The organism is Anaerotignum sp. (genome assembly GCF_040307045.1).
Classification (GTDB): Bacteria; Bacillota; Clostridia; order Lachnospirales; family Anaerotignaceae; genus Chakrabartyella.
Map to the genome: position 1 here is coordinate 163,295 of NZ_JAWRKF010000005.1, position 21,758 is coordinate 185,052.

The 21,758-nt window shown below is 40.0% G+C and carries 19 protein-coding genes; 9 read left to right on the forward strand and 10 right to left on the reverse strand.

All coding sequences use genetic code 11. The annotated features are described in order from the left end of the window. Positions 1–62: 62 nt before the first annotated feature. Positions 63–2,591: an FAD-dependent oxidoreductase gene (locus ABVZ64_RS04295; RefSeq protein ID WP_352399820.1), complete on the forward strand. Its 2,529-nt coding sequence runs from the start codon at positions 63–65 to the stop codon at positions 2,589–2,591. A 69-nt stretch (positions 2,592–2,660) separates the two neighbouring features. Here the strand turns inward: ABVZ64_RS04295 and ABVZ64_RS04300 are convergent, their stop codons facing one another. From ABVZ64_RS04300 to argC, 10 genes are all read right to left on the reverse strand, one after another. Continuing rightward, entirely contained in the window at positions 2,661–3,281 is a 621-nt protein-coding gene (locus ABVZ64_RS04300) for a DUF3267 domain-containing protein (RefSeq protein ID WP_352399821.1), read from the reverse strand. A 96-nt stretch (positions 3,282–3,377) separates the two neighbouring features. Next, on the reverse strand, positions 3,378–3,884 hold the full coding sequence (locus tag ABVZ64_RS04305; protein ID WP_352399822.1) for a GNAT family N-acetyltransferase: 507 nt from the start codon (positions 3,882–3,884) through the stop codon (positions 3,378–3,380). 144 nt (positions 3,885–4,028) lie between these two features. Next, complete coding sequence (rbr, locus tag ABVZ64_RS04310) at positions 4,029–4,568, reverse strand: rubrerythrin (protein ID WP_352399823.1); 540 nt, start codon at positions 4,566–4,568, stop codon at positions 4,029–4,031. A 158-nt stretch (positions 4,569–4,726) separates the two neighbouring features. After that, on the reverse strand, positions 4,727–8,764 hold the full coding sequence (gene carB / locus ABVZ64_RS04315; RefSeq protein WP_352399824.1) for a carbamoyl-phosphate synthase large subunit: 4,038 nt from the start codon (positions 8,762–8,764) through the stop codon (positions 4,727–4,729). Further along, positions 8,751–9,839, reverse strand: a complete 1,089-nt coding sequence (locus ABVZ64_RS04320) for a carbamoyl phosphate synthase small subunit (RefSeq protein WP_352399825.1) — start codon at positions 9,837–9,839, stop codon at positions 8,751–8,753. The genes carB and ABVZ64_RS04320 overlap by 14 nt, the downstream gene beginning before the upstream one ends. 15 nt (positions 9,840–9,854) lie before the next feature. Continuing rightward, entirely contained in the window at positions 9,855–10,760 is a 906-nt protein-coding gene (argF, locus tag ABVZ64_RS04325) for an ornithine carbamoyltransferase (RefSeq protein ID WP_352399826.1), read from the reverse strand. Between the two features lie 169 nt (positions 10,761–10,929). Next, the gene (locus tag ABVZ64_RS04330; protein ID WP_352399827.1) at positions 10,930–12,102 is read right to left on the reverse strand and encodes an aspartate aminotransferase family protein; all 1,173 of its coding nucleotides are present in this window, start codon (positions 12,100–12,102) and stop codon (positions 10,930–10,932) included. Between the two features lie 162 nt (positions 12,103–12,264). Then, complete coding sequence (gene argB, locus ABVZ64_RS04335; protein WP_352399828.1) at positions 12,265–13,122, reverse strand: acetylglutamate kinase; 858 nt, start codon at positions 13,120–13,122, stop codon at positions 12,265–12,267. 16 nt (positions 13,123–13,138) lie between these two features. Then, positions 13,139–14,353 carry a bifunctional glutamate N-acetyltransferase/amino-acid acetyltransferase ArgJ gene (argJ, locus tag ABVZ64_RS04340; protein WP_352399829.1) on the reverse strand — a complete coding sequence of 405 codons (1,215 nt, stop codon included), beginning with the start codon at positions 14,351–14,353 and terminating at the stop codon, positions 13,139–13,141. Positions 14,354–14,368: 15 nt separating this feature from the next. Further along, positions 14,369–15,298 carry an N-acetyl-gamma-glutamyl-phosphate reductase gene (gene argC / locus ABVZ64_RS04345; RefSeq protein WP_352399830.1) on the reverse strand — a complete coding sequence of 310 codons (930 nt, stop codon included), beginning with the start codon at positions 15,296–15,298 and terminating at the stop codon, positions 14,369–14,371. 421 nt (positions 15,299–15,719) lie between these two features. Between argC and ABVZ64_RS04350 the strand changes: the two genes are divergently transcribed. From ABVZ64_RS04350 to ABVZ64_RS04385, 8 genes are all read left to right on the forward strand, one after another. Continuing rightward, entirely contained in the window at positions 15,720–16,601 is an 882-nt protein-coding gene (locus tag ABVZ64_RS04350; protein ID WP_352399831.1) for an aldo/keto reductase, read from the forward strand. A gap of 170 nt (positions 16,602–16,771) precedes the next feature. Beyond that, positions 16,772–17,788: an alpha-hydroxy-acid oxidizing protein gene (locus ABVZ64_RS04355; protein ID WP_352399832.1), complete on the forward strand. Its 1,017-nt coding sequence runs from the start codon at positions 16,772–16,774 to the stop codon at positions 17,786–17,788. Positions 17,789–18,091: 303 nt separating this feature from the next. Then, positions 18,092–18,955: a CPBP family intramembrane glutamic endopeptidase gene (locus tag ABVZ64_RS04360; RefSeq protein WP_352399833.1), complete on the forward strand. Its 864-nt coding sequence runs from the start codon at positions 18,092–18,094 to the stop codon at positions 18,953–18,955. Positions 18,956–19,147: 192 nt separating this feature from the next. Then, positions 19,148–19,894, forward strand: a complete 747-nt coding sequence (locus ABVZ64_RS04365) for a LytR/AlgR family response regulator transcription factor (RefSeq protein WP_352399834.1) — start codon at positions 19,148–19,150, stop codon at positions 19,892–19,894. Then, positions 19,891–20,988, forward strand: a complete 1,098-nt coding sequence (locus ABVZ64_RS04370) for an ATP-binding protein (protein WP_352399835.1) — start codon at positions 19,891–19,893, stop codon at positions 20,986–20,988. The genes ABVZ64_RS04365 and ABVZ64_RS04370 overlap by 4 nt, the downstream gene beginning before the upstream one ends. Positions 20,989–21,007: 19 nt before the next feature. Continuing rightward, the gene (locus ABVZ64_RS04375; protein ID WP_352399956.1) at positions 21,008–21,190 is read left to right on the forward strand and encodes an ATP-binding protein; all 183 of its coding nucleotides are present in this window, start codon (positions 21,008–21,010) and stop codon (positions 21,188–21,190) included. 149 nt (positions 21,191–21,339) lie between these two features. Then, a complete protein-coding gene (locus tag ABVZ64_RS04380; protein WP_352399836.1) occupies positions 21,340–21,498 on the forward strand; it encodes a hypothetical protein in 159 nt (52 codons plus the stop codon). 72 nt (positions 21,499–21,570) lie between these two features. Further along, a complete protein-coding gene (locus ABVZ64_RS04385; protein WP_352399837.1) occupies positions 21,571–21,756 on the forward strand; it encodes a hypothetical protein in 186 nt (61 codons plus the stop codon). Positions 21,757–21,758 lie beyond the last annotated feature (2 nt).

Genomic DNA, 21,758 nt, shown 5'->3' on the forward strand with positions numbered 1-21,758 from the left:
ACCGGTATAAACCGGTCTTTGATTTTTATAAATAATAAAAGAGAGAAAAAGGAGGAGGCTCCATGAAAACATTGCAATTAAAAAAAGATCTTTATTGGGCAGGAATTTTGGATAAAGATTTACGAGTATTTGATATTATTATGATGACTGAGTTTGGGACAACCTATAACTCTTATATTTTAAAGTGCGGAGATAAAACCGTTCTTTTCGAAACAGCCAAAGCAAAATTTTGGGATGAATATGAAGATGTATTGGTTGAAAATCTGGACATTGGAAAGATTGATTATATCGTTGTAGACCATACAGAACCAGACCATGCAGGAAGCATTTGCCATATTATCGAAAAATGCCCTCGTGCAAAGGTTATTGCAACACCAACAGCAATTGGTTTTTTAAAGCAAATTGTGAACCGTGACTTTTATAGTATTCCGGTTAAAGATGGTGATGAACTACGAATTGGTGATAAAACATTGCGTTTTTATTCCTTGCCAAACCTCCATTGGCCAGACAGTATGTATACCTACATTGTTGAAGACAAGGTTTTGGTAACCTGCGACTCGTTTGGTTCTCACTATGCTCATGAAGGTATATTAAGAAGCAATGTAACGGATGTAGAAGGATATATGCGGGCTACTAAGTATTATTTTGATAATATCCTAGGTCCATTTAAACAGCCTTATATGACAGATGCTTTGGAAGTGGTAAAATCTTTGGAGATTGATATGATTTGCCCTGGTCATGGCCCTGTATTGGATAGTCATATAGATGAATTGATTCAGATTTATGACGAATGGTGTAAGATTCCTACCAATGCAAAAACAACGGTGGTAATGCCTTATGTAAGTGCATATGGCTATACTGGTGAATTGGCAGAGAAAATTGCAGAAGGTATTCATGAAAGTGGCGATATTGAAGTAAAAACCTATGATATGGTAACAGCCGATGCAGCTGTGGTTTTAGGTGAAATTGCAGCGGCAGACGGTATTTTGTTAGGAACTCCTACAATTTTAGGGGAAGCATTGAAACCAATTTGGGATTTAACCACTTGTTTATTTGCACCGGTTCATGGTGGAAAACTTGCAAGTGCCTTTGGTAGCTATGGTTGGAGCGGCGAAGGTGTACCCCACTTGATTGAGCGTCTAAAGCAGTTAGATATGCGTGTTATTGATGGTTTCCGTGTTCAGTTTAAACCGTCAGAAAAAGAGCTTTTAGAAGCCTTTGAGTTTGGCTATCGTTTTGGTCAGAAGTTACAGCAGAAGGATTTGGGCACTAAGACTGGTGCAAGAGGTACTCTTGTTAAATGTTTGGTTTGTGGTGAAATTTTTGATTCTTCCATGGAGCGTTGCCCTGTTTGTGGCGTAGGCCCAGAAAACTTTGTTCCTGTTGAAGTGGCAGATGTTAATTTCTACAAGGAAAGCAACGAAAATTTTGTTATTTTGGGTGGTGGAACAGCAGCCTTAAACGCAGCAAAAGCCATTAGAGAGCGCGATAAGACGGCGTTCATTACAATGATTTCTGAAGAAAATGAATTACCTTATGATAGACCAATGCTAACAAAGAGTATGTTTGGTGCAATCAGTGGTGATGCCATTGCAAGTGTAGAAAGAATTTGGTATGAAGATAATAAAGTGGATTTAAAGTTGGGCATTAAGGTTGAAAAATTAGATACAGCCAAAAAAGAAGTTTTCCTTTCCAATGGTCAGGTTATTGCATATGATAAATGTATTTACGCATTAGGTTCTTATAGCTTTGTTCCTCCTATTAAGGGCAAAGATTTAGACCATGTAACAGCAGTTAGGACCATTGCAGACATAGAAAAGGTAAGTCTTTGGGCACATAATGCCAAGTCCGCCGTTGTTATCGGTGGTGGCGTATTAGGGCTCGAGGCGGCATGGGAACTGCGAAAAGAAAAATTAGAAGTTACTGTTTTAGAAGGTGCACCTGTGCTGATGGCAGGCAAAATTGATAGTGAATCCGTAGCAATGCTTACAAAAATTGCAAATGATCAGGGTATTCGTATCGTGACAGGTGCAAAAATTACTGAAATTAGTGGCAATGGTAAGGTTGATGGTGTTGTGTTGGATAGTGGCGAAAAAATCCCCGCAGACTTGATTATTGTTTCTACTGGCGTAAGGGCGAATATAGCTGTGGCCACAGAGGCTGGTATCACTTGCGACCGTGCTGTTGTGGTAGATGAAACAATGGGTACCAGTGCTCCTGATGTGTATGCTTGTGGTGATTGTGCTCAGTTTGAGGGTGTGAATATGGCTATTTGGCCTGTTGCTTCTGAAATGGGACGTATTGCTGGGGCTAATGCAGTTGGTGATAGTCTGACCTATACAAACAAGCCTTATGGTGTTACTTTAGCTGCCATGGGTACTATGCTGTTTGCCATGGGAGATCCCGGTAGCAAAGAAGGTGTATCCTATAAGACAATGCAGGTAAAGGACGAAAGAAAGAATACCCTGGAGAAATATTATTTCCAGAACAATATCCTTTGCGGAGCTATTCTTTTAGGCGATACTTCAAACATTGCAAAAGTTACTCAGGCAATTGAAGAAAAGAAATGCTTTTCAGAATTTTTGAAATAAAAATTAACTTTTTCTGGGACAGAATTTGAGTAAAATAAAAAGGCTTCAGAACCAAGGGTGCTGAGGCCTTTATTTTGTAAAATAATAGTAAGTTTCAAATCCATTATTGATGATGGTACTGTTGTTTTTAACTTGAAAGCCAATGAAAAGCATATTTAAAAAATCAACACAGGAGCCAGTAGCATTAATTAAGCACAATCCCAGGGTGTACCAATTTAAAATTCCAAAAGGATTGAGAATAAATAGAGGAACGATGGATAACAGAAAAAAAGGCATGACCGAAATGAGTAGGAATCGGTTCTTCTTCATTGGTTCTGTGGTAAAAACAAAGCCGAACATTCCATTTAATCCAAAAAAGGTTTTTTCAGATTTAATGAAATTAGGAACAAAAAAAGCATGAACCATTTCGTGTATCAGCATATAAAAATAAATAGCAATGAAATATACCAATGTTTTTAAGTTGACGGTAAAGGATATTTTTAAGGAGTCTGGTGCAAAGAACGAAAACAACAAGGGATTTAGGGTATAAGCAATCCATAATACAAACCCACCCAGTAAAAAGGAGAGGGGCAGTGAAAGAAGAATAGACATACCTAATGTTTTAGGCTCTTTTATCTGTTTCCATCCACTTTCAAGGAGGGACTGTTTTAATTGGATATCTGTTTTTGGTAGTTTTTTTATGTATTTCATAGGTGGTTTCCCCTTAGTTTTGTAATTAGATTAAACGTCCATAGCATATCACACAAAGGAAAACCTGTCAAAAAAGGATGGCGTAAGCCATCCTTTTTATTTATGATCAAAAGAGTAAATATATCTAATGTCAGTGATTTCTTTTCCGCCAACATCCATTTTGATTTTATCATCAGTACGAATAAAACCACTTTTTTCGTAAAAGGATATGGCCCTACGATTATTTTCTAGTACCCATAGATATATGTTTGAAAAGCCTTGTTTTTTTAGATCCGTTAGGGCAAAATGCATAAGCTTTTTGCCGAGGCCTGTTCCTAAATATTGGGGCAGTAAATAGATAGAGACAATTTCTCCCCAATTAGCAAGGGCGGCATCTCTGGATTTGCAGTAAGCAATGCAGCCCACAGGGGTTTGCTGATCATAGATGAGTTTCGCAGTCATCTGACCGGTGGAGATCCAATTTGTAAAAGCTTCGACCCAAAAATCATAGGGTAATTGATCTAAATACGCTTGGGGCAATAATGCTTGGTAGGCAACTTTCCAACTGGCAGCGTGGATATAGCTTATGGCAGTTGCATCCTTTATTGTAGCTGGATGAATCATGGGTTAGCCCCCTTTCTTTTATATAAATATAGTATAGCTTAGATTTAGAAAGAAAGAAATACATAAAAAAAAAGAATTGATAGGGGAGTATCAATTCTTTTTTCTACTCGTATTTAAGTCAATTACCCAGGTATTTCCTTCACCTTAGTAATTCTGGGAAGCCAAACGAAAATAAGCCTGAGGGTGATTACATACAGGACATACCCCAGGGGCATCTTTACCTACATGTCTGTGTCCACAGTTTTCACACTGCCATACCGTTTCTTCATCCTTAGAAAATACTTTGTCTGTTTTTAGATTTTCTAAAAGCTGGCGATATCTTTCTTCATGTTCCTTTTCAATTTTACCAACTGATTCAAACAGATAAGCGATATGATCAAATCCTTCTTCTTTTGCTTCTTTTGCAAAAGTTGCGTACATATCTGTCCATTCATAGTTTTCCCCTAAAGCAGCGTCTAAAAGGTTTTCTTCTGTTGAAGGAATTGTACCTTCATGCAACAGCTTAAACCAGATTTTTGCATGTTCTTTTTCATTGTTTGCTGTTTCTAAAAAGAGTGCAGCAATTTGCTCAAATCCTTCTTTTTTTGCCTTGCTTGCATAGTATGTATATTTATTTCTTGCTTGGGATTCACCGGCAAATGCAGACAATAGGTTTGCTTCAGTTTTTGACCCTTTTAAATTCATAAAAACACCTCCGCTAAATATTTTTAATTACCTTCTCTCTTGTTATTATTATATATTAAATAATAATGATTGTCAACAAGTGGAATGTGATTATTTTAAAATATTAGCAAAAAGGAGATACCTGTGAACAGATACCTCCTTATTGTTTGATATTTATTTTAAATTTCTATAAAACCTTCAAAATCTTTGCGGGCATCACCGGTCATGGTGATGTTATTTTCATCACAGTGAATAATCAGGTCTCCGCCCCGTAGTTTCACAGTAATATCCTGCTTGTCAGGGCAATGGCCTAAAGCAACGGCAGCAGCGGCAACAGCACATGCACCAGTACCACAAGCCCATGTTTCCCCGATTCCTCTTTCCCACACACGCATTCGAAGGGTAGTGCGATCCTCCACAGAGGCAAAGGATATATTTGCCCTTTCGGGGAAGAAATCAGCATTTTCTAGCATAGGCCCAATCTCCTGTAAAGGAATATATTCCACATCCTCTGTAAAAATGACGCAATGAGGATTACCCATAGATAGGCAAGTAATGAAGTATTCTTTACCACCCAAGGTAATTGATTTATGAATGACAGGTGTATCGCCTAGGGTCACGGGCACAGCTTTGGGATTAAAGTCTGCTTTACCCATATGAACTAAGACAGAGTAAACTTCATTTTCTCGAATGAAAAGCTCTAATTGTTTTATGCCATTTCCTGTTTCAATGGTGACCTGTTCTGAATCAATCATTTTCTGATCATAAATATATTTTGCGACGCAACGGATTGGGTTGCCTGCAACAGCGGATTCGGTACCATCGGCGTTAAACATCCGCATTTTTGCATCTGCTATGTTAGATGGCTCGATTAGCACTATACCATCACCACCAATGCTATTGCGGCGGCTGGAAAGCCAAACGCTCAAAAATTCAGGATTTTTAATTTCTTGCTCAAAGCAATCAAAATAGATATAATCATTGCCACTACCACGCATTTTTGTAAAGTGAAGCTTCTCTTTCTCTCTGGGGAGGTGGGCAATATCAATCAACTCCATATTATTCAAATGGAAGCCACTAGACAACGCATTTACCAGAGCATTTGTAGTATCAATGCTGGTTAAACAGAAAATACCACGTTCTGTTGCTTTTCTACGAATTCTAACGCTGGCAAGCTGAGGCAAGGTGCTTTTGTTTGAAGTGGAAACCATATATTGAATTTTGCCACTTTCTAATAGTTCCATGATTTCATCAATGCCATCAACCATTGTAGGTAGCTCTGTTACAGGGATACCATACTTCTTGAGTTCAAATGCTGTTCCTTCTGTGGCATAAAGTTTAAAACCAAGTTGGTGGAGTTTTCTTGCAGGTTGAACCACTTCTACTTTGTCACGTTTCTTCACAGTAAGGAATACACCGCCACGCTGCTCCATTTGATAACCTGCCGCAGCCAATCCTTTATAAATTGCTTCATCTAAGGTACGACCAATACCCAAAACTTCCCCTGTGGATTTCATCTCAGGGCCAAGGTGGGTGTCTACATCAGTTAATTTTTCAAAGGAGAACACAGGAACCTTTACAGCGGAGAATAAAGATTGACGGTATAAACCGATGCCATATGGCATATCCTTCAATTTTTTTCCAAGCATCACCTTTGTAGCAATATCCACAACGGGCAAGCCTGTAACCTTACTGATATAGGGTATGGTTCTGGATGCACGAGGGTTGGCTTCGATAATATAGATTTCATTTTCAAAAATAACGTACTGTATATTAATAAGCCCTTTTGTTTCCAAAGCCAGTGCAAGTTTTTCTGTTGCTTCCATAAGACGACGGGTAAGGGGACCACTCAGGTTCCAAGCCGGGTAAACAGCAATGGAGTCACCACTATGGACGCCTGCTCTTTCTACATGCTCCATAATACCTGGAATCAGCACAGTTTCCCCATCGCAAATGGCATCTACTTCCACTTCTGTCCCCATCAAATACTTATCCACCAAAATAGGGTTTTCGATGCCACCATCCAAGATGATATCCATATATCGTTCCACTTCCTCATCGGAAAATGCAATTATCATATTTTGTCCGCCCAAAACGTAGGATGGTCGAACCAAAACAGGGTAGCCCATTTGGTTTGCAGCTTTTATGGCATGAGCCTTTTTCATCACACCAAAGCCTTTTGGTCTAGACATATGCAAGTCCTCAAGTATTGCATCAAATTTTTCCCTATCCTCTGCTGCATCAATGCTTTGGGCGGATGTACCTAAAATACGAACGCCTGCCTCAGACAGGGCTTTTGTAAGCTTGATGGCTGTTTGCCCACCAAAGGCAACCACAACGCCGTAAGGCTGTTCTGTGGCAATAATATCCATAACATCCTCGGGGGTGAGAGGCTCAAAGTAAAGGCGGTCTGCTGTGTCAAAGTCGGTGGACACCGTTTCTGGGTTGTTATTCACCATTACAACGTCATAGCCTTCTTCTTTTAATGTCCAAACACAGTGGACAGAGGCATAGTCAAACTCGATTCCTTGCCCAATACGAATGGGGCCAGAGCCAAAAACAATGACTGTTTTTTTGCCGTCATTATGGGATTCGATAAATTCGGCAGCCTCATTTTCTGTATCATAGGTTGCGTAGAAATAAGGTGTCTGGGCTGCAAATTCTGCGGCACAGGTGTCTACCATTTTATAAACGGATGGACGGTGGGGATGGATTTGTCCTGAAAGGGCATATATTGTCTTATCCAAAAATCCCATGTTTTTGGATAAGAGATATAACTCCTCGGTAAGGGTTTCCTCCCCAAGACGTCTCTCTGTTGCCAAAATATTTGTTAGCTTACCTAAGAACCATTCATCAATGAGTGTGATTTCGTGGATTTCTTCAATCGTAATGCCGCGCTTTAATGCTTCGTAAACCACAAAAAGTCTGCGGTCTGTCACGTCATAAAGCATATCTTTGATTTCTGCATCGCTATGACTGGCTAGGGCGGGTAGGTTTAGCGTGTTCATTGAAATCTCTGCCCCACGCACAGCTTTTAATAATGCTTGCTCAAAGGTAGGGGCAATGGCCATAACCTCTCCCGTTGCTTTCATCTGAGTGCCAAGTTTTCTTTTTGCATATACAAATTTATCAAAGGGCCATTTTGGTAATTTTACAACCACATAGTCTAAGGTTGGCTCAAAGAATGCGCTTGTTTTTCCCGTTACCGCATTTTCAATTTCCCCTAGGGTAAGGCCAACGGCAATCTGTGCTGCAACCTTAGCAATGGGATAACCTGTTGCCTTGGAGGCTAGGGCAGAGGATCGGGAAACACGGGGGTTTACTTCAATGACAGCGTAGCGAAAGCTTTCGGGGTCTAAAGCAAATTGTACGTTACAACCACCTTCTACTTGCAATTCTGTAATGATATCCAAAGCGGCAGTACGCAACATTTGGTATTCCTTATCTGCTAAGGTTACTGCAGGTGCAATAACGATGGAGTCACCTGTATGCACACCCACAGGATCAAAGTTCTCCATAGAGCAAACAGCAATTACGTTCCCATGGCCATCACGCATTACTTCAAATTCGATTTCTTTCCAACCTGAAATACACTGTTCTACTAAAATTTGATGGATGGGGGATGCTTCCAAGCCACTGCGTGCAATTTCCAAAAGTTCAGCTTTGGTATTAGCAATACCACCGCCGCTACCACCTAATGTAAACGCAGGACGTACAATAACTGGATACCCGATTTCACTAGCAAAGGCCAATGCACTGTCGATATCTGTTACAACCTCAGAGGGAATGCAAGGCTGGTTTAATTTTTCCATAGTTTCTTTAAACATCAATCTGTCTTCTGCTTTATCGATGGTATCTAAACGAGATCCTAATAAAGCCACGCCTTCTTGTTCCAAAAAGCCCTCTTTAGCCAACTGCATGGATAAGGTTAAACCATTCTGACCACCTAATGTGGATAGAAGACCATCGGGTTTTTCTTTCTTAATGATTCGTTTAATAACATTGGTATTTAGTGGTTCAATATAAATTTTATCTGCAATGGCGTTATCTGTCATAATGGTTGCTGGGTTGGGATTAATTAGAATGACCTCTAATCCAAGGGCTTTTAGCGCACGGCAGGCCTGGGTGCCTGCATAGTCAAATTCTGCCGCTTGGCCAATTACAATAGGCCCAGAACCAATGATCATCACTCGTTTTAAATTTTTATTCAGCGGCATTTTCGTTTCCTCCCATCAAAGACATAAACTGGTCAAACAAAAAGTTGGTATCCTTGGGTCCACCGCAAGCTTCGGGGTGAAACTGTACAGAAAACGCAGGAATATCTGTATATTCAACTCCTTCGCAGGTATTATCATTTACATGGGTAAAGGATAGTACTGCTGAAGGGGGGAGTGTTTCTGATTTTATGGCATAACCGTGGTTTTGACTTGTGATATATAATCTACCTGTTGGTGTGTAGCAAACAGGCTGATTTGCCCCACGGTGTCCATATTTTAATTTTGTACTGATAGCCCCTTTTGCCAAAGCCAACATTTGATGGCCTAGGCAAATACCAAAAATAGGTGTTTTGCTTTGAGCAACTTTTCCGATGTTTTCAATAATACTTTTGTTGTCAGAGGGGTCCCCGGGGCCGTTGGAAAGCAAAATGCCATCAGGACTTAAACTTAAAATGTCCTCTGCCAAGGTATGGGCGGGAACGATAGTCAGCTTACAACCTCTTTTGATTAGTTCGTCTCCCATATTTTTTTTGTATCCAAAGTCCCAAAGAACCACATGCTTTTTCCCCTCAGGGTTTTTCGTATAGGCTTCATTGCAAGTTACTTTTTCAACACTACTGCTTAAAGCAGCATTGGCAAGATTTCTGGCAAAAGGCTCCATATTCTCAGGGAGTTCATCCACAATTGCAGCATTCATAACCCCATACTCACGAATGATTTTTGTCAAAGCACGAGTGTCTAAATCACAAAGACCGATGATACCTTGATCCTCCAAATAATCTGCCAAAGAGCCCTCATTTCTAAAGTTTGAGGGTAATTCGCAAATGTTTCTTACGATGTATGCAGAAAGAGAAGGGGCATTGCTTTCAAAGTCATCAGAAATCACCCCATAGTTTCCAATAAGAGGGAAGGTTTGCACAACGATTTGGCCGTGATAGCTAGGGTCGGTTAATGTTTCCAAATAACCTTCCATCCCTGTTGTAAAAACTAACTCAGCCGTAATTTCTCCTTGTTTACCAAAACGTTTGGCAGGAAAAACTTTACCATTTTGTAGAACTAAATATGCTTTATTCATCGGTATCACATCCTATCAACCCATTAATTTTACGAGAATTGCTTTTTGCGCATGAAGCCGGTTTTCTGCTTCATCAAAAATTTCCTCTGCATGGGCTTCGAAAACCTCAGCAGTAATTTCCTCTCCTCTGTGGGCTGGCAGGCAGTGCTGAACCATACAGCCTTCGTTAGTCAGGGCCATTAATTCATTATTAATTTGGTATCCATCAAAAGCTTTTGCACGAATGGCTTGTTCTTCCTCTTGGCCCATGGAAGCCCAAACATCGGTAAGAACCACGTCTGCATTTTGCGCTGCAACCTTAGGGTCGTCCGTAAGGATAAACTTATCCCCATATTCTTTTGCAAATTCCAAAACCATATCTGCTGGTCTATATCCTTCTGGGCAGGCAACGCTTACCCTCATACCAACCTTCAAACCGCCTACGATTAGGGAGTTAGCCATATTATTGCCATCGCCGATGTAACACATTCTAAGTCCTTCTAATTTACCCTTGTACTCACGGATTGTTTGGAGGTCAGCCATTACCTGGCAGGGGTGGCAAAGGTCGGTTAAGCCATTGATAATGGGGATGGAACCATACTTTGCAAGGGTTTCTACTTCTTCTTGCTCAAAAGTACGAATCATGATCCCATCAACATAGCGAGAGAGTACACGGGCAGTATCTTGAGTGGGTTCACCTCGGCCAATTTGTGCATCCTTAGAGCTGATAAAAAGGGCATGTCCACCTAATTGATACATTCCTGTTTCGAAGGAAACACGGGTACGAGTTGAAGATTTTTCGAAAATCATGCCTAAGGTTTTACCTTTGAGGAAATGATGTTCTTTTCCTTCTTTCACATATTTTTTTAATTGATCTGCCAGATCCAAAAGGTCAATAATTTCTTCAGGGGTACAATCTAACAGCTTTAAAAAATGTTTCATAATTTCACGCCTCTCTTTCTTTTGCTCTTTAGGGAAACAGTAATTATATACAGCGCAAAACGCAGGAGGACATAGGTGATTTTTACTCAATTAATAAAACCCTAAAAGGTTTTTACTTTTGAAACCACTTAGCCTGAAGCTGCGTTTTACGAGATAACCATATTTTATTTTACATATTTTTCAGCACTTCAGCTAGTATGGTAAGACCTTTTTCCAATTCTTTTCTTGTAATGGTCAAAGGAGGCAAAAGTCTTACTTTTGTTTTAGCGGATAAAACCATTAAGCCCTTATCTAAGCACTTGTGAATCACTTCTTTTGCATCCACATCAAGGCTGATACCTAGCATCATGCCCATTCCAGCTATATCTGTGACATGGGGCATGGCGGAAATTTCTTTTCTCAAGAATTCCCCTTTCTTTTTTACTTCATCCAAAAAATCATTATCTAAGCGATTTAAAATTTCTATGGAGCCAGCACAAACAACAGGGTTTCCGCCAAAGGTGGAACCATGATCCCCAGCAACTAGGCAATTTTCCGTTTTTTCACCAAACAAAACACCACCAATGGGTAGGCCGCCGCCAAGCCCCTTTGCACAGGAAACCAAATCAGGCTGGACACCAAACTGCTGATAGCTAAAGAAAGAACCAGTTCTTCCTACGCCGGTTTGCACTTCATCCACAATAAAGAGAATATCTTTTTCTTTGCAAATATCATAAATTGCCTTTACATAGTCCTTTTCTAAAGGAAGAACGCCGCCTTCCCCTTGAACCATTTCCATGATAATGGCACAAACATCATCGGTTAATTTAGAAATAGTGTCTTCCAAATTATTTGCTTTTGCAAATACAAATCCATCTACGAAGGGAAAGAAGTAATTATGGTAAGCATCTTGCCCTGTTGCAGAAAGGGTGGCCATTGTTCTGCCATGGAAAGAATTTTCCAAAGCGACGATGGTGCTTCTGTCTTGGCCATATTTTGTGAAGCTATATTTTCTGGCAGCCTTAATAACGCCTTCGTTTGCTTCAGCACCGCTATTGGCAAAAAACATTTTTTTCATTCCACTTTTCTCACAAACCATTTTTGCTACTTCGCCACAAGGGGTTGTGTAGTAAAGATTTGAAGTATGCTGCAACTTTTGAAGTTGTGCAGTAATGGCTTCAATCCATCCCTTATCTGAAAAACCCAAGGCATTTACGCCAATGCCACTGGTCATATCAATATATTCTTTTCCATCTGTATCATAGCAAGTTGCATTTTTCCCATGGTCCAAGGCAACAGGGTAACGTCCATAGGTATGCATGATATATTCTTGATCTTTCTGTTGAACTGCATCAAAGCTCACTGGGCTCACCGTCCTTTATAATATTCTTTTGCTCTGTAAGGTATTGCAATATTATTTCAATGTGTACAGGCCTTTGTAAACATTAGTAGAAATATTTTCATACCTTCTTATATTCAAAAATCCCGTGTGTAGTTGGATATAGCAATACGGTATTGAAAGGTTTTATTTGATGAACATGGTACCAATACCCTCATCAGAAAACATTTCGATTAAAATGGAGTGCTCAATTCTTCCATCAATCATAACTGCTTTTTCTACGCCTGAAAGAACGGATTTTTCCAGGCTTTTGACCTTTGGGAGCATACCACCGCTAATAATGCCGTCGCTAACCAGTTTTTCCACCTCATCAATTTTCACAACGGGAATCAAAGAGTCCTCGTCGCAGATGTCCCTCATTAGTCCTCTGATGTCCGTAAGAGTAATAATGTTTTCTGCTTTAAGTGCCGCCGCAATTTCAGCTGCCGCTGTGTCAGCATTGATGTTATAGGTTTGCCCCTTACAATCTGTGCCAACGGTAGCAATTACGGGGATGTATCCACTTTGGATTGCTTGGGTGATTGGCTCTGTATTAATATTGGTGATTTCACCCACATAACCATAGTCCCCATCAATTTTTTTGGCTTTAATCATGCCGCCATCAATGCCACAAAGGCCGATGGCTTTGCCCCCTAATTGTCCAATGAGGGAAACAAGATCCTTATTTGTTTTACCGGCCAGAACCATCTGCACCACTTGTGCAGTTTCTTCATCAGTATATCGCAAGCCGTCAACAAAACGGGAAGGGATATCTAGTTTTTTTAGCATTCCGCTGATTTCTGGCCCTCCGCCATGTACCAGTACCACATGAATTCCCACTAAGGAGAGCAAAATAATATCACTCATAACGGCCTTTTTTAAATCGGGGTGAACCATTGCGTTGCCGCCATATTTCACCACAACAGTTTTGCCTGTGTATTTCTGTATGTATGGTAAGGCAGCAGTTAGCACATTTGCCTTCACGGTGTTGCAATCTGTAATCATTATCTAAACCCCCCTATCAGGTGCGGTAGTCTCCATTGATTTTTACATAGTCATAAGTCAAGTCGCAGCCCCATGCCGTTGCTGTTGCGTTACCTTGGTTCATTTCAACTTGAACGTGTACTTCTTCTTCCAAAAGAACGGCTTTTGCCAATTTTTCATCAAAGGCAACGCCGGCACCGTTTTCACAAACATGGATACTTCCTTTTGGGGAGGAGATGTCAACGGAAATGGTGTCTACGGCAAATTCACCTTCTGTATAGCCAATGGCACAAAGGATTCGTCCCCAGTTGGCATCAGCACCAAACAGGGCAGATTTTACCAAGCTAGAGGTGATGATTGATTTTGAGATTGATTTTGCCAGGGCAGTGCTAGGAGCACCACTAACAGTGCATTCCAAAAGTTTTGTGGCACCTTCTCCGTCGCCTGCAATCTTTTTCGCCATGGATGTGCAAATTTCCTTGATGACAGTGAGGAAAGCATCAAACGCAGGGCCTTCTTTGCATATTGTAGGGTTTTCTGCCATACCGTTTGCCATGATGGAAACCATATCGTTGGTGGAAGTGTCACCATCAACACTAACCATGTTGAACGTATCATCCACCGCTAATTTTAAGGCTTTCTGAAGCATGGGGGTGGAAATGGAACAATCTGTTGTCAAAAAACCAAGCATGGTTGCCATGTTGGGATGAATCATGCCACTACCCTTTGCCATAGCCCCGATGGTTACTGTTTTTCCGCCTATTTTCATGATATAAGCTTCTTCTTTTGCCTTTGTATCTGTGGTCATGATTGCCTCTGCCGCTAAAGTGCCACCTTCTGCTGTGAGTTGAGGTACTAAAGATTTGATGCCTTTCGCAATGGGATCTAAGGGCAGTACAGCCCCAATTACACCAGTGGATGCGATAATGATATCTTTGGGAGAAAGCCCCAAAGCTTCTGCCGTCATTTTGCACATAGCTTCTGCTTTTTCAACGCCATCTGCATTACAGGTATTGGCATTGCCACTATTGCAAATCATTGCCTGGGCTGTACCATCTGCTAAGTTATTTCTGGTTACGGTGATGGGTGCGCCAAAAACTTTATTTTGTGTATAAACGGCAGCAGCGGAACAAGGGGTTTGGCTGTAAATCATGGCCAGGTCTTTTTTGTCTTGATTAGCACGGATTCCACAGTGGAGTCCGCCGGCAAGAAAGCCTTTGGGGGCGGTTATGCCGCCTGAAATTTTCTGCATTAGAGTTCCTCCTTTTTATATCAATGATTCGGTCTCATCCAGACCGAGGACAATATTCATATTTTGAACAGCGGCGCCGGATGCACCTTTGCCTAAGTTATCAAACATACTGATCAGGGTCATGCGTTGGTCATTTCCCTCCAAATAAAGGGTAAGTCCGTTTTGGTTTGCCATGCGATTGGACGACAAAAAACCACTTTTCTCCTGGGCTACGGTGATCAGGCTTGATTCTTTATAAAAATCAGCTAACATTTTCGTAAGCTCCGCTTTTGTTACTTTTTTCAAAAACAGGTTTGTATGTAGTGGAGTGCAGGTTTCCATACCACGGTAAAAATTGCAGACAATGGGGGAGAAGATAGGTGCCGAAGATATTCCAGTTACATATTGCATTTCCGGCAAATGTTTGTGGGCTTGGCCTAATGCATATTGTCTGGGGCTATCTAATTCCGTAGGTCTATCTGTTTTTTCATATTCCTGAATCATGCCTTTACCACCACCGCTGTACCCTGTGATGCTATGGGCGCTAAAGGGATAATCTGGGCTCACAATACCCATCATTACCAATGGATAGACTGCAGCAATAAAGCCAGTTGCATGGCATCCGGGGTTTGCAATTCGCTTTGATGATGCAATTTTCTGTCTATGTTTTGCTGAGAGTTCAGGAAAGCCGTAAGTCCAAAGAGGGTTGGTTCTATGGGCAGTGCTAGCATCGATAATACAAACATTAGGGTTTTCAACCAGTTTCACTGCCTCTATTGCCGCCTCATCGGGTAAACAAAGAAATACAACATCGGCACTGTTCATAAGTCTTTTTCTTTCTGATTCATCTTTTCTCAGTGCTTCGCTAATGAGGAGTAATTCAATATTAGGATGATATTCTAAGCGCTCACGCAGTTGTAACCCTGTGGTGCCTGCCTGACCGTCTATATATACTTTGTATTTCATAGGCTGTACCCCTTTTCGAACAATTTATTTTTTTCTATTATATACCTTTGAACAGTAAAGTCAATATAGAAATGCATAATTATACAACTTCGGTGAATTGTAGATGAAAAACAAAGATATGCACAATAAGAAAAGATAAAATACATAATAAACAAACAAATATTAGTGGCTATTTTATTGCATATTTTATAAATGATGTGTATTTATCAAAATACAGTTGTGAGTGCGAATGAAATGTTACAAAACGTGGTATGAATAATATGCGAAATAAATATAAATATGCAAATATAACCTGGTAATTGATACACATTATGCAATAAAAGTTATTTATAAGGGGTATAAATATTAATTGTGCGTTGTGTCAAAGGGATATTTTTGCTTGTGTCGAACAATAATGAATATAAACTAAGGAGGTGTTTCAATGGAATACATGAAGATTACAGAAGAGTTGTCTCTATCTCGCATTATTCAAGGGTTTTGGCGTCTGACAAATTGGGAATGGGATACAAAAACCCTGGAGAAATTTATAAAAGGTTGTATAGACCGAGGAGTAACGACCCTAGACACTGCTGAAATTTATGGCTTTGGTGAGTGTGAAACCCAATTGGGGAGGGTGTTTCAAAAAAATCCTGCTTTACGCCATCAAATTCAGTTAGTGAGCAAAACGGGTATTTTTAATAAGGATGGTTTAAAATATTATGATACGTCTTATGAGAGGATTAAGACCTCCTGCAAGGAAAGTTTACAGCGTCTTTGTTGTGACTATTTGGATTTGTATTTAATTCATAGAGAGGATCCATGCTTTTCTCCTCAGGAAGTAGGCAAGGCAATGCTGGAGCTGAAAAAAGAAGGGTTAGTAAGAGAAATTGGCGTTTCTAATTTTGATCCCTTTAAGTTTCAAGCATTAAATGAATTTACTAAAAATCAGCTCTGCACCAATCAAATCGAGTGGAACCCTTGCTGCTTTGAACATTTTGATTCCGGTATGATGGATATGCTGACACAAAAGGGTATTCATCCTATGATATGGTCATCCTTGGCGGGCGGAAAGATTTTTACCTCTGGGGATAAGCCTTACGTAAACGTGCACAAAAAGCTTGAAGAAATCGGTGATCGTCATGGTGTTGAAGCAGAGGAGATTGCCTACGCATGGATTTTGTATCATCCGGTTAAGGCGATGCCCATCGTTGGTAGTAGCAAACTCTCTCGATTAGATCATGCCATAAAGGCTTTAGATGTGAAGTTGGAGCGTTGGGAATGGTATGAAATTTATACGGCAAGCGGTGAAAAAAGACTTAGATAAATTTTATAAAATAAAAAATAGGCGTATTAATGTATAATTATAAAAAGTTCATTTTTGGTATACTATGAATGTTTTTAGGGATGAATTAATACAACGCGAAATCTGCGCTGGAAGGGTTTGATTTCCCCATTTTGTTGTGATATGATATGCCTAAAAAAGGGGGTTCTTAAATGACATATGAAGAAGTAGTAAAAGTAGCAAGAAGCTGTATTGGAGATAAATGCTTTGCCTGTCCTGTTTGTAATGGTAAGGCTTGCGGTAATAAGTTGCCTGGTCCTGGCTCAAAGGGAATTGGGGATACGGCTACTCGTAATTATAATGCTTGGAGAAAAATTTATTTAAATATGGATACCATTTGTGAAAACAAAGAGATTGATACTAGTATTGAATTGTTTGGAAAGCATTTTGCATATCCATTTTTTGCTGGACCTGTAGGGGCAGTGCAATTACATTATAGCGATAAATACAGCGACATTACCTATAATGAGACATTGGTTTCTGCTTGTTGCCAGTGTGGTGTAGCAGCATTTACTGGTGATGGTGTGAACCCTGACGTTATGGTGGGGGCAACAAGGGCAATTCAGGCAGTAGGGGGACTGGGTATTCCTACCATTAAGCCATGGAATATTGAAACCATCGCTGAAAAAATGGAGCTTGTGGCTGAAAGTGATGCCTTTACTGTTGCAATGGATATTGATGCAGCGGGATTGCCTTTTTTGAAAAATATGATACCTCCTGCTGGGAGCAAAACCACAGCAGAATTAAAGGAGATTATTTCCCTGGCGAAGGTTCCTTTTATTGTTAAGGGCGTTATGAGTGTAAAAGGTGCATTAAAAGCAAAAGAAGCAGGGGCAAGTGCAATTGTAGTATCAAATCACGGTGGCAGAGTTTTGGACGGTTGTGCTGCAACGGCTGATGTTTTGGAAGAAATTGTTGCCGCAGTAGGTGATCATATGAAGATTTTTGTTGACGGTGGTATTCGTACGGGAGGGGATGTATTTAAAGCCCTTGCTATGGGTGCCCACGGAGTAATCATTGCAAGACCTTTTGTAACTGCTGTTTATGGTGGCGGTGTAGAGGGCGTTTCGGCCTATATTAATAAGGTGGGAGAAGAACTGCGTGATACCATGGCTATGTGCGGTGCTACCGATATAGCAGAAATCACAAGAGATATGATTAGAAGATAAAAGAAGTCTTCCAACCCAAAAAGATTATAAAAACAGCGAAGATTGCAGCTTATGCGATGGATCGCTGTTTTTTTGAGATGGTAAATTCCCAAAAAACATCCTAATTTAAGCATCGAGAACCCCTGTTGTTCCTGGTGTTTTGCGAAAACAAAAAGCTACAAACCTTTGTGTTAAATTGTGATAAGACATGGGGATAAGCTTCTACCAATTATTAACAGAAGAAACCTTTGCAAAGAAAAATAGGAATGCTAGGATAAAAGTGCATTTCTTATGTAGGATATATTTACTTCAAAGGAGTTTAAAATGGAAAAAGAAAAAAAATTTGGTAGTTTCTGTTTTATTCTAGGCATTTATGTCTTTTGTTTTATTTTTAGAGGGTTCGAATATTTGGTTCTGCGAACAGACCAAAGCATATTGGGAGAGGCATTTATTCACAAATTAATAGGAATCTTGATTCTTTTAATAGCTTTAAGATATCAATCTATTTCTTGGAGAGAAATTGGATTTGCACCGACGCTGATTGGTAAAAATATCGTTTTAGGCTTAGGCCTTGGGCTTTTGGTATTTATCCCTGCCTATGGAATAGAATTTGTGGCACAGTATGTTTCTGGGAATACTCCTAGTCTGGAGCTTTATGTTACCAGCTATGAAATTGGAGGGAACATTGGAAATCAAATAGCTTTGAAATTTTATTTAGTTTGTTTTGCTGGGAACATCATGAATGTAGTAATGGAGGAAGGGGTCTTTCGAGGGTTATTCTTGAAAATGGCAGAAGAAAAAAATTCATTTCTTAGGGCTACGGTGATTTCCTCTGTTTTATTTGGATTTTGGCATATTGCAGCACCTATGCGAAGCTTTTTAGATGGACAGATGGGGCTATTACCTACTTGTATCGCTATGCTGAGTTTGGTTTTAATGTCTGGCCTTATGGGGGCAAAGCTTTGCCTGCTGACAAAAATTTGTGGAAACCTTTGGGTACCCATGGCGGATCATTTTTTTAATAATACCATTATCAATATATTACATATTACAGGAGTGTCTGGTGGGGATCAGTTGCAAGTGTTGCGGATTGCCATGGCCCAAACACTTTCCTTTATCATTGTGCTTATCTTATTCCAGAGAACAAAGGCAAATAAAAAAGTTACGTTTCGTACAAAAGAAAGCTAAAAAAGAAGCCCCGAAACAAATATGATTAGTCATAAACGCAACTTGTGGATCGAGGGTCAAGACAAACTGAATAAGAAAAAAGCAACCGCACCTCAAGAATATTAGGTGCGGTTGCTTTTAATTTTGAACACCTATCTACATACAATAGACACAAACCACCAAAACATGATAAAATATTATATTAAAATGGAGGTGAACAAAACGCTCCAAATAGCGATTTGTGATGATAACGAAAAAGAATTATCCATTTTAACAGAATTAACTCGTCAATTTCTCAAGCACAATAAAATATTTGCAGAACTTGTTGAATTTTCCCACCCCGATGTACTACTTTCATCCTGTGAAAGCTGTCGGTTTCATTTATATATACTGGATATTGTAATGCCTATGGTGGATGGAATATCCCTTGGCAAAGAGATTCGGCGCCTTGATAGAGAAGCTCAAATCATCTACGCCACCACCGAACCTCAGTTTGCTCTGCAAGCATTTGCAGCAAACCCTATCAACTTTTTAGTAAAACCCGTAAGTCAGCAGGCCCTTTTTTCCACTTTAACTCTCGCTTTGTCAAAGGTTGAGGCAGAAGACGAAACCATTACAGTGAAAACCAAGGAGGGTATTTTTGTGGTCTCTGTGCGTAGTATTCTCTGTTGTGAGTACAAAGGACGAGGCGTTACCTACTTACTTATAAGTGGAGAAAAGCTGCACAGTCTTTCTTCCACCCAAAGCTTTACAGAACAGATTGCCTCCCTTTTAAGTAGACCAGATTTTTTGCAGCCGCATATTTCTTTTACGGTAAATTTGCACCACGTAGAACAGCTTACACGTGAGGAGATGATTTTGCGTGGTGGTATTTCTGTTCCCGTTTCCAAAAAGCAATATACCGCTGTTCGTGACAAATGTCTTGATTACCGTCTGGCAAGGGAGGGGCAAAAGCCATGACAAATCTTCTCCCCGATTTGCTGCGGGCCTTTGTCACTGACGCAATGCTTATTTTGCTCCTTTGCACTATGGCAACACCAAAATACAAAAGCAAATGGGTGTATGTACTTGTAACAGTAGTGCTGCTGATGATAAACATTTGTGCAAACTTCTACTTCTATCTTGCAGAAAATTATACCGCTGTATTTTATATTGACTTAATTATGCTATTCGTTATAGGGATTGCACGAAAACCCTTGTTTAAGGATAAAATAATGCAGTGGTGCTTTAGCTATCTGACCATGCTAAACATTTATGCCGCTGTGGTATTTTTAAGCTATATTCTTTGCGACCTTTTCCCTAACCCTTACTATGCCATCACCTTTTTACGGTTTATTTTGTTTGGTGTTATCGCTTTTGCATTTCGCAAATGGGTATCTAAGCTTTACCGAAAAGTTCTTGAATATTGGCACATTTACCTTTTGCCTGTAATTTTTCTGTTCATATGTTTTTTAGGCTACTTTTTTGAAGGCGTTATTGAAGAACAGCTATATGATAACTCTTTGCCACTTATTCTTCTCATTTTGCTTGGACTATCAATTTATATTGGAATTATTCACTCGCTCAAAATCCTCACAAGGGAGTATGCCGCTCGGCAAGAAAACCAAAGAATGCAAAATAGCCAGAAGCTCCTGCGTCAAGCCGCACACTCTATGGAGCAACGTATTACACTAATGGCCGAGTCCCAGAAGAAAATGAGTATACTCAATCACGATCGTCGCCACTTTAACAATGCCTTGCTTGAACTACTATCAAAGGGTAATATGGAGGAAATGGAAATTTTGCTGAGCCGTCAGCAAAAGATTTCTATAAATAGCCCTCAAAAAATGTATTGTGAAAACCCTGCTACAGGAGCCGCAATCGGCTACTATGCAGCTCTTGCCGAAAGCAATGGAATCTCCTGTAATATACGCACCGAGATACCAAAAGAGCCATTTATAGACTCCCTGGAGCTTTCTATGGTACTTTCAAACCTGATGGAAAATGCGATAAATGCCTGTGCTTTGATGCCACAGGGAGAAAAAACGCTATCTCAACCTTACAGTTTTTTGTGAGAAGCAGCTCATCATAGAAATAGAAAATTCATTCCAAGGCGAAGTTCTCTTTGGTGAAAACGGCATTCCCACATCAACAAAAACAGGGCATGGTATCGGTACAAAAGCAATTGGAACTTTTGCTGGGCATTACTGTGGAGATGTGATTTACAAAGCGGATAATGGCATTTTTAACGTAAGAATTTTCTGCTACCAATCATAAATATGCCTGTTTGTCAAGTCAAATTTCGAATAATATTGGGAACAATTTGTAAAAAAACGACCCTATTTTGTAATATAGGGTTGTTTTTTTATTTTTTATGCTATTGTCTTTGGGTATACAAACACTGGGAAAAAGGAGGTGATTTAAAGATGCAGGAGCGTGAAAACAAGCGAAATAGCAATATGGAATTAGCTGCACCTAATGCTGAGGGAATGTCTGGCCGAAACAGGTTTGCCCAGCCTTCACCCCGAGGGAAGGTGCTCCGGAAAATAGATGTTGGTATTGTGTCTACGCTGATTTTCATTTAGACAAGCCTCGCTGTCTTGAAGTGGGCGTGTGTTATTGTCCAAAAAAAATATTAGATTGAGAGGATGAAAACAATGAAGAAACAACTTGTAATCCTATTACTTGTGCTCTGTATGGTGTTCACCATGATGCCAATGGGTGCCTTTGCTACACAGAGCATCGCCCCTTTGGGCATCAGCGATATTGCAGACAGTGTAGCAATGAATTTGTGCGAGCATCACACAGAGCATAATGAAGCGTGCGGGTATTCTCCTGCATAACA

Excerpts from the sequence above, each read along its gene's own strand:
- argF (WP_352399826.1), bottom strand. The coding sequence starts at position 10,760 with ATGAAACATTTTTTAAAGCTGTTAGATTGTACCCCTGAAGAAATTATT.
- ABVZ64_RS04350 (WP_352399831.1), top strand. The coding sequence starts at position 15,720 with ATGGAATACATGAAGATTACAGAAGAGTTGTCTCTATCTCGCATTATT.
- ABVZ64_RS04295 (WP_352399820.1), top strand. The coding sequence starts at position 63 with ATGAAAACATTGCAATTAAAAAAAGATCTTTATTGGGCAGGAATTTTG.
- ABVZ64_RS04360 (WP_352399833.1), top strand. The coding sequence starts at position 18,092 with ATGGAAAAAGAAAAAAAATTTGGTAGTTTCTGTTTTATTCTAGGCATT.
- ABVZ64_RS04385 (WP_352399837.1), top strand. The coding sequence starts at position 21,571 with ATGAAGAAACAACTTGTAATCCTATTACTTGTGCTCTGTATGGTGTTC.
- argJ (WP_352399829.1), bottom strand. The coding sequence starts at position 14,353 with ATGCAGAAAATTTCAGGCGGCATAACCGCCCCCAAAGGCTTTCTTGCC.
- carB (WP_352399824.1), bottom strand. The coding sequence starts at position 8,764 with ATGCCGCTGAATAAAAATTTAAAACGAGTGATGATCATTGGTTCTGGG.
- rbr (WP_352399823.1), bottom strand. The coding sequence starts at position 4,568 with ATGAATTTAAAAGGGTCAAAAACTGAAGCAAACCTATTGTCTGCATTT.
- ABVZ64_RS04370 (WP_352399835.1), top strand. The coding sequence starts at position 19,891 with ATGACAAATCTTCTCCCCGATTTGCTGCGGGCCTTTGTCACTGACGCA.
- argC (WP_352399830.1), bottom strand. The coding sequence starts at position 15,298 with ATGAAATACAAAGTATATATAGACGGTCAGGCAGGCACCACAGGGTTA.
- argB (WP_352399828.1), bottom strand. The coding sequence starts at position 13,122 with ATGATTACAGATTGCAACACCGTGAAGGCAAATGTGCTAACTGCTGCC.
- ABVZ64_RS04320 (WP_352399825.1), bottom strand. The coding sequence starts at position 9,839 with ATGAATAAAGCATATTTAGTTCTACAAAATGGTAAAGTTTTTCCTGCC.
- ABVZ64_RS04305 (WP_352399822.1), bottom strand. The coding sequence starts at position 3,884 with ATGATTCATCCAGCTACAATAAAGGATGCAACTGCCATAAGCTATATC.
- ABVZ64_RS04355 (WP_352399832.1), top strand. The coding sequence starts at position 16,772 with ATGACATATGAAGAAGTAGTAAAAGTAGCAAGAAGCTGTATTGGAGAT.
- ABVZ64_RS04380 (WP_352399836.1), top strand. The coding sequence starts at position 21,340 with ATGCAGGAGCGTGAAAACAAGCGAAATAGCAATATGGAATTAGCTGCA.
- ABVZ64_RS04300 (WP_352399821.1), bottom strand. The coding sequence starts at position 3,281 with ATGAAATACATAAAAAAACTACCAAAAACAGATATCCAATTAAAACAG.